The organism is Amycolatopsis sp. cg9 (assembly GCF_041346945.1).
In the GTDB taxonomy this organism is placed as follows: Bacteria; Actinomycetota; Actinomycetes; order Mycobacteriales; family Pseudonocardiaceae; genus Amycolatopsis.
Genome location: NZ_CP166850.1, coordinates 404,655 through 418,809, shown reverse-complemented (window position 1 = coordinate 418,809; position 14,155 = coordinate 404,655). Strand labels below are relative to the sequence as shown.

Sequence of the window (14,155 nt, the reverse complement as noted above, 5' to 3'; positions counted from 1 at the left end):
GCGGAGACCGACCACCATGGCCACAGCACCGGACAAGATCGTCGAAGCCCTGCGCGCGTCGCTCAAGGAGAGCGACCGGCTGCGGGAACTCAACCGGCGGCTCGAAGCGGCGGCGGGCGAGCCGATCGCCGTCATCGGGATGAGCTGCCGCTACCCCGGCGGCGCCGGTTCCCCCGAAGAACTGTGGGACCTCGTCGCCCGGGGCGGCGACGCCGTCACCGGTTTCCCCGCCCGCCGCGGCTGGGACCTCGAGGGGCTCTACGACCCGGACCCGGACGAGCCGGGCAAGGTCTACACCCGCGAAGGCGGGTTCCTGCACGACGCCGACCACTTCGACCCGGCGTTCTTCGGCATCAGCCCGCGCGACGCCCTCGCCATCGACCCGCAGCAGCGGCTGCTGCTGGAGGTGTCGCACGAGGCGTTCGAGCGGGCCGGGCTGACCGCGGACGCGCTGCGCGGCAGCCGCACCGGCGTGTTCGCCGGCGTGATGTACAACGACTACGCGGGCCGGATGTACCAGGTCCCGGAGGGTTTCGAGGGCCTGCTCGGCAACGGCAGCGCGGGCAGCGTCGCCTCCGGCAGGCTCGCCTACACCTTCGGGCTGGAAGGGCCCGCGGTCACCGTCGACACGGCGTGCTCGTCGTCGCTGGTCGCCGTCCACCTGGCCGCGCAGGCGCTTCGCCAGGGTGACTGCAGCCTCGCGCTCGCCGGCGGCGTGGCCGTGATGGCGACGCCGTCCGCGCTGATCGAGTTCAGCCGGCAGCGGGCGCTGGCCCCGGACGGCCGCTGCAAGGCGTTCGCGGCCGCCGCCGACGGCACCAGCTGGGCCGAGGGCGCCGGAGTCCTGCTCCTGGAACGGCTTTCCGACGCCGAGCGCCTCGGCCACCCGATCCTCGCGGTGGTCCGGGGGACGGCGGTCAACCAGGACGGCGCGTCCAACGGCATGACCGCGCCCAACGGCTTGGCCCAGCAGCGCGTGATCCGCGCGGCACTGGCCAACGCGGGGCTGACGGCGTCCGAAGTGGACGCCGTGGAAGCGCACGGAACCGGGACTTCCCTGGGTGACCCGATCGAGGCCGAGGCGCTGCTGGCGACGTACGGGCAGGACCGGGACCGGCCGCTGTGGCTGGGGTCGCTGAAGTCCAACATCGGGCACACGCAGGCCGCCGCCGGCGTCGGCGGGATGATCAAGATGATCCAGGCGATGCGCCACGGCGTGCTGCCGAAGACGCTGCACGTCGACGCGCCGTCGCCGCACGTCGACTGGGCGTCCGGTGCGGTCGAGCTGCTCACCGAGCCGGTGGCGTGGCCGGAGACCGGCGCCCTCCGGCGGGCGGGTGTCTCGTCGTTCGGCGTGAGCGGCACGAACGCGCACGTCATCCTGGAGTCGCCAAAGCACCCCAATGTGGCGTTGGGTGCATCTGACGCACCGAACGCCACATTGGGTGCGCTGGACGCACCGAACGCCACATTGGGGCGCTTGGTGCCGTGGGTGCTCTCGGCGCGGAGCGAACCGGCCCTGCGCGCGCAGGCACGGAACCTGCTGTCGCTTGTGGACGGTGACGTGGCCGCCGTCGGGGCCGCGCTGGTGAAGACGCGGCAGGTGTACGAGCACCGGGCCGTCGTCGCGGGGGACCTGCGGGCCGGGCTGACCGCGCTGGCCGAGCAGGGCGCCGGCGCCGAAGTCGCGCGGGGCACGCGCCGGGCCGTATTCGTCTTTCCCGGGCAGGGTTCGCAGTGGTCCGGGATGGGGCAGGAGCTGCTGGCCACCGAACCGGTGTTCGCGGCCCGGATGGCGGAGTGCGCGGCCGCGCTGAAGCCCTTCGTGGGCTGGGACCTGCTCGACGTCCTCGGCGGTGACCTGGAGCGGGTCGACGTCGTGCAGCCGGCGCTGTGGGCCGTGCTGGTGTCGCTCGCCGCGGTCTGGCGCTCCCACGGGGTCGAGCCCGCCGCCGTGATCGGTCACTCGCAGGGGGAGATCGCGGCCGCGGTCGTCGCCGGTGGACTGTCCCTCGAGGACGGCGCCCGCGTGGTTGCCCTGCGGAGCAGGGCGATCCTGCGGTTGCCGGGGCTCGGCGGCATGGTGTCGCTCACCGTTCCGGTGGAGCGCGCGCGAGAGCTGATCGAGCCGTGGGGCGAGCGGCTCTCGATCGCCGCGGTCAACGGGCCGTCCTCGGTGGTCGTCTCCGGTGACGCGGCCGCCCTCGACGAGCTGCTGGCCGAGGACCTCCCGGCCAAGCGGATCGCCGTCGGCTACGCGTCCCACTCCGCCCACGTCGAGGCCATCGAAGCCGAACTCCTCGAAGCACTGGCTCCGATCCGCCCGCGCACCGGCGACGTCCCGTTCCACTCGACCGTCACCGGTGACCTGCTCGACACCGCCGCGCTCGACGCGTCTTACTGGTACCGCAACCTCAGGCAGACCGTCCACTTCGACCGGACCGTGCGCGGCTTCGGCGGCAAGCCGGTGTTCGTCGAGTGCAGCCCGCACCCGGTGCTCGTCCCCGGCCTCGACGAAGCGGGCGTCGGCACCCTCCGCCGCGGCGACGGCGGCCGCGCGCGGCTGCTCACCTCGCTCGGCACCGCCTTCGGCCACGGCGTCGACGTCGACTGGGCACGCGAGTTCGACGGCGTCGACGCGACCGGCGCCGAGCTGCCCACCTACCCGTTCCAGCGCTCGCCGTTCTGGCTCGACGCCCCGGCGGTCACCGGCGACGTCGCCGGGCTCGGCTCGGCCGGGCACCCGCTGCTCGGCGCGGTCGTCGCCCTCGCCGACGGCGACGGGTACCTGTTCACCGGCCGGCTTTCGGCGCGGTCGCACCCGTGGCTGGCCGACCACGTCGTCCGCGGCTCGGTGGTGCTGCCCGGCACCGCGCTGCTCGAACTCGCCGCGCGCGCCGCGCAGGAGACCGGCACCCGGGTCGTCGAGGACCTCGTCCTGGAGACCCCGCTGGTGCTCCCCGAGCAGGGCGCCCTCGAGGTCCAGGTCTCGGTCGGCGCGCCCGACGGCACCGGACGGCGCCCGGTCGGCGTGTTCAGCCGCGCCGGTGACGACGGCTGGACCCGGCACGCGAGCGGCGTGCTCGGCGGCCCCGAGCCGGCGGGCACCGACCTGCTGACCTGGCCGCCCACCGGCGCCGAAGCCCTCGACGTCGACGGCCTCCACGACCGGTTCGCCGCCCGGGGTTTCGCGTACGGCCCGGCGTTCCGCGGGCTGCGCGCGGCCTGGCAGCTGGGCGAGGAGCTCTACGCCGAAGTGGCGCTCCCCGCGGACCTCGCGCCCGACGCGGCCCGCTTCGGCCTGCACCCGGCGCTCCTCGACGCGGCCCTGCAAGCCGCGGCCCTCGGCGGCGGCGAGCGGGCGCTGATGCCGTTCGCGTGGTCCGGGGCGGTCCTGCCCGCGGGCGGCCCGGCCACCCTGCGCGTGCGGATCCGGCCCGCCGGCGACGACGCCGTGGCGCTCGACATCGCCGACGGCACCGGGGTTTCGGTGGCCACCGTGTCGTCGCTGGTGCTGCGGCCGCTCGCCGCGCAGCAGCTCGTCACCGACTCGCTGTTCCGTCCGGAGTGGACACCCGTCGCGATTCCGTCCGAAGTGGACATCGACCTGACGCTGGTGCCCGTCACCGGTGATCCCGCCGACGTCGGCGGGAGCGTCCGGCGCGTCCTGGCCGACGCGCTCGAGACGATCCAGGCGAACCTGGACGGCGACGGCCGCCTGGTGTTCGTCACCCGGGGCGCGACCACCGGCGAAGACCCCGCGGCCGCGGCCGTCTGGGGCCTGGTCCGCTCGGTCCGCGCCGAGCACCCGGACCGGTTCCTGCTGGCGGACACCGACACCGACGACGTCACCCCGCTCCTCGCCGTGCTCGCCGCCGGGGAGGAGCCCGAAGCCGTCCTGCGCGACGGCGAGGTGCTCGTGCCGCGGCTGTTCCGCGCCGAGCAGCCGGACGCCGAGGCCGCGCCCGCGGTCGACGTCAGCGGCACGGTCCTGATCACCGGCGGTACCGGCGCGCTCGGCTCGCTGCTGGCCCGGCACCTCGTCACCGCGTACGGCGCCCGCCACCTGCTGCTGACCAGCCGCACCGGCGTGCCCAACCCCGACCTCGACGACCTGGACGCGGACGTCCGCATCGTCCAGTGCGACATCGCCGACCGCGCGCAGCTCGCCGCGGTCCTGGCGGACGAGCAGGTCACGGCCGTCGTGCACGCCGCGGGCGCGCTCGCCGACGGCGTCGTGGAATCGCTGACCGCCGACGACTTCGAGCGGGTCCTCCGGCCCAAGGTCGACGCCGCTCTCGCGCTGGACGACCTCACCGAGGCTCCGACCTTCGTGTTGTTCTCCTCCGCGACCGGCACGCTCGGCAGCGCCGGGCAGGCCGCGTACGCCGCCGCCAACGCGGTCCTCGACGCCCTCGCGCGGCGACGCCCGGGCGCGCAGTCGCTGGCGTGGGGCCTGTGGGCGCGCAGCGGTGGCATGACCGGCGCGATGACCGACCTCGACCGGCGGCGGATGGCCCGCGCCGGCTTCCCGCCGCTGGCCGACGAACAGGGCCTCGCGCTGTTCGACACCGCCCGCACGCTGGCCGACGCGGTGCTCGTGCCGGTCAAGCTGAACGTCGCCGCGCTGCGCGACCAGCCGGTGCCGCCGGTGCTGCGCAAGCTGGTCCCGGCCCGCGCGGCCGCGGTCGATCCCGGCCTGCGGTCGAGGCTGGCCGGCCTCGACGAAGCCGGGCGCGAGCGCCTGCTGACCGAGATCGTCCGCACGCAGGTCGCCGTCGTGCTCGGGCACGCTGATGTGTCCACTGTGGACTTCTCGATGGCGTTCCGGGACCTCGGCTTCGACTCGCTGACCGCGGTCGACCTGCGGAACCGCCTGTCGGCCGCGACCGGGCTGCGACTGCCCGCCGCGCTCGTGTTCGACCACCCGACACCGGTCGCGCTCGCCGCGTTCCTGGGGACCGAACTCGGCGGTGCCGCGGCCGTCCGGGAGACCGCGGCCGCGGCCGCGTCGGACGAGCCGATCGCGATCGTCGGGATGAGCTGCCGGTTCCCCGGCGGGGTCACCTCGCCGGAGGACCTCTGGCGGCTCCTGGACGACGGCGTCGACGCCATCGGCGACTTCCCGGCCGACCGCGGCTGGGACGTCGAGGGGCTGTACGACCCCGAGCCGAAGCCCGGCAAGACCTACGTCCGCGCGGGCGGGTTCCTCGACGGCGCCGCCGACTTCGACCCCGGCTTCTTCGGCATCTCGCCGCGCGAGGCCCTCGCCATGGACCCGCAGCACCGGCTGCTGCTGGAGGCGGCGTGGGAGGCGTTCGAGCGGGCCGGTATCGACCCCGGCACGCTGCGCGGCAGCCGCACCGGCGTGTTCGCCGGGCTGATGTACCACGACTACGGCCCGCGCCTGTCCGACGGCCCCGACGACGTCGAGGGCTTCCTCGGCGTCGGCAACTCGGGCAGTGTCGCCTCGGGCCGGATCGCCTACACGTTCGGCCTCGAAGGCCCGGCGGTCACGGTCGACACGGCGTGCTCGTCGTCGCTGGTCGGGCTGCACCTGGCCGTCCAGTCCCTGCGTTCGGGCGAGTGCACGATGGCGTTGGCGGGCGGCGCGACCGTGATGGCCACGCCCGGCACGTTCGTCGAGTTCTCGCACCAGCGCGGTCTTTCGCGGGACGGGCGCTGCAAGGCGTTCTCGGCCGACGCGGACGGCGCCGGCTGGGCCGAGGGCGTCGGCGTGCTGCTGGTGGAACGGCTTTCCGACGCGCGGCGGCTCGGGCACCCGGTGCTCGCGGTCGTGCGCGGGACCGCGGTGAACCAGGACGGCGCGTCCAACGGCCTCACCGCACCCAACGGCCCGTCGCAGCAGCGCGTGATCCGGGCCGCACTGGCGAACGCGGGGCTGCGGCCGTCCGATGTGGACGTCGTCGAGGCGCACGGCACCGGGACGTCCCTCGGCGACCCGATCGAGGCGGACGCGCTGCTGGCGACGTACGGCCAGGACCGCGCGCACCCGTTGCTGCTCGGCTCGGTCAAGTCGAACATCGGGCACGCGCAGGCCGCCGCCGGGGTCGCCGGTGTCGTCAAGATGGTGCTCGCGCTCGGCCACGACACGGTGCCGCGCACCCTGCACGCTTCGACGCCGACCCCGCACGTGGACTGGTCCTCCGGCGCGATCCGGCTCCTCGCCGAGCCCGAGCCGTGGCCGTCGACGGGCCGGCCGCGGCGGGCGGCGGTGTCGTCGTTCGGCATCAGCGGGACGAACGCGCACGTCATCCTCGAAGCGGCTCCCGAGGTCTCGGTCGCCGAGGTCGAGCGAGTGGTGCCGCCGGTGGTGCCGTGGGTGTTCTCGGCCCGGAGCGCGGAAGCCTTGCGGGCGCAGATGTCCCGGGTGGACGGTGACGTGCTGGACGTCGGGTTCTCGCTGGCCACCACCCGGGCGCTGTTCGAGCACCGCGCGGTGGTCCTCGACGGCGACGCGATCACCGGGGTGGCCCGGCCGGGGCGCCGGGTGGTGTTCGTGTTCCCTGGTCAGGGTTCGCAGTGGACCGGGATGGGCCGGCAATTGCTCGAAACTTCGCCGGTGTTCGCGGCGCGGATGGCGGAGTGCGCGGCGGCGCTGGAGCCCTTTGTGGACTGGAAGCTCCTGGACGCGCTCGACGGTGATCTGGAGCGGGTCGACGTCGTGCAGCCCGTCCTCTGGGCGGTGATGGTCTCGCTGGCCGAGGTCTGGCGCTCATACGGCGTCGAACCCGACGCGGTCGTGGGGCACTCCCAGGGCGAGATCGCGGCCGCGGTGGTCGCGGGTGGACTGTCCCTTGAGGATGGTGCGCGGGTGGTCGCCCTGCGGAGCAAGGCGATCCTGCGGCTGTCCGGGCTGGGTGGCATGGTGTCGCTGGCCGCGCCGGTCTCGCGAGTGCGTGAGCTGATCGCATCGTGGGGTGCGCGGATTTCGGTCGCCGCGGTGAACGGCCCGTCGTCGGTCGTGGTGTCGGGGGAGGCCGCGGCGCTCGACGAGCTGCTGGCTTCGGTGGACGTGCGGGCGCGGCGGATCGCCGTCGACTACGCGTCGCACTCGGCGCAGGTCGAGCTGCTGGCCGAAGAGCTGGCGTCGGTGCTGGCCGAGGTCGCGCCGCGGTCGAGCCGGATCCCGTTCGTGTCGGCGGTGACCGGGGAAGAACTGGACACCGCTTCCCTGGACGCGGGCTACTGGTATCGCAACCTGCGGGAACCCGTCCGGTTCGACCGGGCCATCGGCGGGTTGCTGGAGTCGGGGCACACCGCGTTCGTCGAGTGCAGCGCGCACCCGGTGCTGACGGCGGGCGTCGAGGAGACGGCCGACGCTCGTGAGGTGGTGGTCACCGGCACCCTGCGCCGGGCCGACGGCGGTGCCGACCGGCTCACGCGGTCGCTGGCGGAGGCGTTCGTGGCCGGTGTCCCGGTCGACTGGACGGTCGCGTTCCGCGGCACCGGCGCGGCCCGGGTCGAGCTGCCGACGTATCCCTTCCGGCACCGGCGGTTCTGGCCGAGCGAGCCGGAGCCGCGCTCGGCGAACCCGGTCGACGACCGGTTCTGGGACGCGCTCGAGCGCGCGGACCTGAGCGCGCTCGGTGTTGGCGAGGAGCAGCGTGAAGCCCTGGACTCGGTGCTGCCGGTCCTGTCGTCCTGGCGGCGGCGCAGCCAGGAGAAGTCCACTGTGGACGGCTGGCGCTACCGCGTCATCTGGCGTCCCCTGAGGCCCGCCGCGGCCCAGCTCACCGGCCGGTGGCTGCTGGTAGTCCCTGAGGACGGCGCCGCCGACGCGCACGGTGCCACCCCGCTGCCGGTCGGCCCGGCCGCCGGCCGTGCGGTGCTGGCCGGGGGCCAGAACGTCGCCGGTACCGCCGAGGCGCTGGAAACCGCGCTCACCGCGCACGGTGCGGAGGTCACCCGGCTGCCGGTCGACCCCGCCGCCGACCGTGCGACGCTCGCGGGACTCCTCGGCGAACGCCAGGACGTCACCGGGGTCCTTTCCCTGCTGGCCGCCGCGCCCGGGCGGCACCCGGCGTACCCCGCCGTGCCGCTGGCGCACGCCGCCACCGTCACCCTCGTCCAGGCGCTCGGGGACGCGGGCGTCGAAGCGCCGCTCTGGGTCACCACCCGGGGCGCGCTGAGCACCGGCCCGGCCGACCCCGTCGTCGATCCCGAGCAGGCCCTCGTCTGGGGTCTCGGCCCGGTCGTCGGCCAGGAGCACCCCGGCCGCTGGGGTGGCCTGATCGACCTGCCCGTCACGGGGGACGTCGCCGACCGGGTCGCGGCCGTGCTGGCCGCCCCGGGCGGTGAAGACCAGCTCGCGGTCCGGACCACCGGAGTGCTCGCCCGGCGGCTGGCGCACGCCACCGACGGCGAGACCGCGAAGTCCTGGCGGCCCAGCGGAACCGTGCTGGTCACCGGCGGCACCGGGGCGCTCGGCGCGCACGTCGCCCGGTGGCTCGCCCGCGGTGGTGCCGAGCACGTCATCCTCACCGGACGGCGGGGCCTCGACGCTCCCGGTGCCCCCGAGCTGGTGGCCGAGCTGGAACAACACTGCCGGGTCACCGTGTCCACAGTGGACCTCGCCGACCGGGCGGCGCTCGAAGCCCTGCTGGCGGACGTCCCGCTGACCGCGGTCGTCCACACCGCCGCCGCGCTCGACGACGCGCTGCTGGAGCAGCTCACCCTCGACCAGGTCGAGCACGTCCTGAGCGTGAAGGCCGAAGCCGCGGTCAACCTGCACGAGCTGACCCGCGACCGCGATCTCGACGCCTTCGTCCTGTTCTCCTCCTTCGGCGGCATGTTCGGCGCCGCGGGCCAGGGCAACTACGCCCCCGGCAACGCCTTCGTCGACGCCCTCGCGCGCCGGCGGCGGGCCGAGGGGCTGCCCGCGACCGCCGTCGTCTGGGGGCACTGGGCCGCGGGTGGCATGGCCACCGGCGCCGTCGAGGAGCGCATGCTCTCCCGCGGTGTCCCGGCGATGGACCCGGACCTGGCGATCGCGGCGCTGCAGCGCGTGCTCGACCACGACGAGACCAGCGCCGTCGTCGTCGACATCGACTGGGCCCGCGTCGTCGCGGTGTCGGGGACGCCGAGCCCGCTGTTCCGCGAGATCCCCGAGGTCCGGCGGCTCGTCGCCGAGGCGGCCCCGGAAGCGGCGACCGACTTCCTCGGGGTCGTCCGCGCGCAGGTCGCGGCCGTGCTCGGCTACGACTCCGGCGCGGACGTCGACGCCGACCGGGCCTTCCGCGACCTCGGCTTCGACTCGGTCACCGCCATCGAGCTGCGCAACCGCCTTCAGGCGGCCACCGGCCGGCGGCTGCCCGCGACCCTCGTCTTCGACTACCCGAACCCCGAAGCGCTGGCGCGGCACCTCGGCGGCGGGGCGGAGACCGCCGCTCCCGTCACCGCGGCGAAGTCGGACGAGCCCCTCGCGATCATCGCCATGAGCTGCCGGTTCCCCGGCGGCGTCGGCTCGCCCGACGACCTGTGGCGGATGCTCGACGCGGGTGGCGAAGGCATCTCCGCGTTCCCCGCCGACCGCGGCTGGGACCTCGGCGGGCTCTTCGACCCCGACCCGGACGCCCCCGGCAAGACCTACGTCCGGGAAGGCGGCTTCCTCGACGGCGTCGCCGGCTTCGACCCCGCGTTCTTCGGGATCAGCCCCCGAGAAGCCCTCGCGATGGACCCGCAGCAGCGGCTGCTCCTGGAGACGTCGTGGGAGGCGTTCGAGAACGCCGGCATCACCCCGGGCAGCCTGCGCGGCAGCCGGACCGGCGTGTTCGTCGGCGCCAGCACGTCGTCCTACGGCGCCAACCTGGCCGAACCGCCGGAAGGCACCGAAGGGCACCTGCTCACCGGCACGTCGATGAGCGTCACCGCCGGCCGGCTCGCCTACACCTACGGCACCGAAGGCCCGGCCGTCACCCTCGACACGGCGTGTTCGTCGTCGCTCGTCGCGCTGCACATGGCCGGGCAGTCCCTGCGCAGCGGGGAAAGCGAACTGGCGATCGCCGGCGGGGTGACCGTGATGGCGTCACCGGCGCCGTTCGTGCTGTTCAGCCGCCAGCGCGGGCTCGCGAAGGACGGTCGCTGCAAGGCGTTCTCCGCCGAAGCGGACGGGATGGGCATGGCCGAAGGCATCGGCATGGTCGTCCTGGAACGGCTGTCCGACGCGCGGCGCAACGGTCACCCGGTGCTCGCGGTCATCCGTGGCTCGGCGGTCAACTCCGACGGCGCGTCGAACGGCCTCACCGCCCCGAACGGCCCGTCGCAGCAGCGGGTGATCCGGGCCGCGCTGGCGAACGCCGGTCTGGCCCCGTCCGATGTGGACGCGGTCGAGGCGCACGGCACCGGGACGTCGCTGGGCGACCCGATCGAGGCCCAGGCGCTGCTGGCCACCTACGGCCAGGACCGCTCGGAGCCGCTGTGGCTGGGCAGCGTCAAGTCGAACATCGGCCACACGCAGGCCGCGTCCGGCGTCGCGGGCGTGATCAAGATGGTCATGGCCCTGCGCCACGGCGTCCTGCCACGCACCCTGCACGCCGGCGAACGCTCGACGCAGATCGACTGGACGGCGGGCTCGGTCGAGCTGCTCACCGAGCCGCGGCCGTGGGCGCCGGGCGGGAAGCCGCGCCGAGCCGGGGTTTCCTCCTTCGGTGTCAGCGGCACCAACGCGCACCTGATCCTGGAGGAGCCAGAGCGCCCCGATGTGGCGTTGGTTGCGTCTGACGCACCGAACGCCACATTGGGTGCGCTGGACGGCGCCGTGCCGTGGGTGCTCTCGGCCCGGACCACTGAGGCGCTGCGGGAGCAGGCCGCGAACTTGCTGGTTCGAGCGGGTGAACAGAACCCGGCCGACATCGGGTTCTCCCTGGCGACGACGCGGTCGGAGTTCGCGCACCGGGCCGTCGTCGTCGGCCGGGACGCCGCCGAACTCCGCGACCGCCTGGCGAAGCTGGCCGGGCCCGGCGTCGCCGAGGGTGTCGCCGGCACCCCCGGCAAGGTCGTGTTCGTCTTCCCCGGGCAGGGATCGCAGTGGACCGGCATGGCCGCCGAGCTCCTGGACGCGTCCCCGGTGTTCGCCGCGCGGATGGCCGAGTGCGCGGCCGCCCTGACGTCCTATGTGGACTTCGCGCTGCTGGACGTCGTCCGTGCGGGCGAGCCGATCGAGCGGGTCGACGTCGTGCAGCCGGTGCTGTGGGCGATCCTCGTGTCGCTCGCCGCGGTCTGGGAGTCGCTCGGCGTCCGGCCGGCCGCGGTGCTCGGGCACAGCCAGGGCGAGATCGCCGCGGCCGTGGTCGCCGGCGGACTGTCCCTGTCGGACGGTGCCCGGGTGGTCGCCTTGCGCAGCCAGGCCATCCGCGAGCTGGCCGGACAGGGCGGGATGGTCTCCGTCGCGCTCGGCGCCGACGCCGTGCGCGCCCGGCTGGCGGACTACGCGGACCTGTCGGTCGCCGCGGTGAACGGGCCCGCGGCGGTCGTCGTGTCCGGCGGAGCGGACGAGCTGACCCGCTTCCACGACGCCTGCGCCGCGGAAGGGGTGCGCGTCCGGCGGATCCCGGTGGACTACGCCTCGCATTCGGCCCACGTGTCCCGCATCGAGGACCGGCTCGCCGAGCTGCTGGCTCCGGTGACCCCGGTGGCCGGCCGGGTGCCGTTCTTCTCGACGGTGACCGGTGCGCCGGTCGAAACCACCGCGCTCGACGCGTCCTACTGGTACCGCAACCTGCGCCAGACCGTGGAGTTCGAGCAGGCCACCCGTGCGCTGCTGGACTCCGGGCACGGCGTGTTCGTCGAGTGCAGCCCGCACCCGGTGCTGACGATGGCGATCGGCGAGACGGCGGAGCACGCCGGCCGCCCGGTCGTCACCGGCGGCACCCTCCGGCGCGACGCGGGTGGCGCCGACCGGGTCCTGCTGTCGGCGGCCGAGCTGTACGTCCAGGGCGTGCCGGTCGACTGGACCGGGGTCTTCCCCGGGGCCCGCCGGGTCGAGCTGCCGGTGTACCCGTTCCAGCACCAGCGGTTCTGGCTGGACTTCCAGCTGCCCGCGGCGGCGAAGGCGGACGACGCCGGGTTCTGGTCCGCGGTGGCCGCGGGCGACCCGGCCGGGCTGGCCGCGGTGCTCGGCGCCGACTCCGAAGCGGTGGCGTCGGTGCTGCCCGCGCTGGCGCGCTGGCGGGCCGACCGCGCGGACGAGTCCGCGCTGGACTCGATGCGCTACACCGTCGAGTGGGAACCGGCCGCCGAGCCGGTCGCGGGCGAGCCCGGCCGGTGGCTGGTCGTCACCCCGGACACCGGTGATCCGCTGGTCGCGGAGTTCACCCGGCAGGGCCACCACGTCGTGGTCGCCGGGCCCGGCGAGGAGCTGGCCGGCGAGTTCACCGGCGTGGTCTCGCTGCTCGCCGCCGACCGGTCCGAACTCCGGCCGGGTGTCACGGCCGGGCTCGTCGCGAACCTCGTGCTGTCCCAGCGGCTGACCGAAGCCGGGATCACCGCACCCCTGTGGTGCGTGACCCGGGGAGCCGTGCGCGTCACGCCCGGGGACCTGCCGCCGGACCCGGTACAGGCCCAGACCTGGGGCTTCGGCCGGGTGGTCGGCCTCGAGCAGCCGCAGCGCTGGGGCGGCCTGGTCGACCTGCCCGCCGAACCGGACGGAAACGCCCTCCGGCGCGCCCTCGCCACCATCACCGGTGACGGTGCGGAAGACCAGGTCGCCGTCCGCGGTGACGGCGTCTTCGGCAGGCGCCTGGTCCGAGCCGCGCGGCCGGCCACCGTGCCGGCCCCGTGGCGGCCGCGCGGCACCGTCCTGGTCACCGGCGCGACCGGCGCGCTCGGCCCGGTGATCGCCCGCAAGCTCGCCGCGGACGGAGCGGAGCACCTGGTGCTCACCAGCCGCCGGGGGCGCGCGGCGGCCGGGATGGCCGAGCTGGCCGCCGAACTCGAGGCGGCCGGGGTGGCGGTCACCGTCGCGGCGTGCGACGTCGCCGACCGGGACGCGCTGGCGACCCTCGTCGAGAAGGTCGAGGCGGGCCACGGGCCGATCCGGTCGGTGGTGCACGCCGCCGCGCTGATCCGGCTCACCGCGCTGGCCGAGTCCACTGTGGACGAGTTCGCCGACGTCCTGGCCGCGAAGGTCGCCGGGGCCGCGCACCTCGACGAGCTGTTCGCCGGCCGCGAGCTCGACGCGTTCGTGCTCTTCTCCTCGATCGCCGGGGTCTGGGGCAGCGGTGACCACGGCGCCTACGCGGCGGGGTCGGCCTACCTGGACGCGCTCGCCGAGCGGCGGCGGGCGAGCGGGCGCACGGCGACGTCGATCGCCTGGGGCGTGTGGGACGCCCGGCACGTGCTCGACGACGGCGTCGTGGTCGAGGACCTGATGGACCTCAACCCGGAGTGGCACGGCCTGTCCCCGATGGCGACGGCGGCCGGCACGCGCGGGATGCAGCGAGCGCTCGACCTCGACGACACCTTCGTCGCGGTCGCCGACGTCGACTGGGCGCGGTTCACCGCCGCGTTCACCTCGGCGCGGCCGAGTCCGCTGCTCGGCGGGATCGAGGACGTCCGGCGCCTCCTCGCCGCGGAAGCCGAGGCCGACGCGGCCGCTATCGGGACGATGGAAGCGTTTCGGGAGCGGCTGCTGGCAATGTCGGTCGTCGAGCGGCAACGGACAGTGCTGGAGCTGGTCCGCGGCATGGCGGCGACCGTGCTCGGGCACGACTCGCCGTCGGCGCTCGACCCGGCCCAAGCGTTCCAGGAGCTCGGGTTCGACTCGCTCACCGCGGTCGACCTGCGCAACCGGCTCGCGACGGCCACCGGGCTGCGGCTGCCCGCCACGCTCGTCTTCGACCACCCGAGTGCCCAGGCCCTCGCCGCGCACGTCCTCGCCGAGCTCCTGCCCGGCGACGCGGCCCCCGGCCTGGCCGAGCTCGACCGGCTGGAGGCGGCGCTCGCGGATGGTGTCGCCGACGGCTCGGCGCGCACCGAGCTGGCGCTGCGGCTGACGACGCTGCTGAGCCGGCTGAACACCGCCGAGCCGGCGCCCGGGGACCGCGACCTCGGTACGGCGACCGACGACGAGTTGTTCGACGTCCTCGACGGCCTGCGCACCCCCTGACCTTTCGCACCTAGGAGTACCACGATG

Annotated in this window: 1 protein-coding gene; it reads left to right on the top strand. The window is 75.0% G+C overall.

The features are described from left to right. Window positions 1-16 precede the first annotated feature (16 nt). A complete protein-coding gene (locus AB5J73_RS01745; protein WP_370967402.1) occupies window positions 17-14,128 on the top strand; it encodes a type I polyketide synthase in 14,112 nt (4,703 codons plus the stop codon). Window positions 14,129-14,155 lie beyond the last annotated feature (27 nt).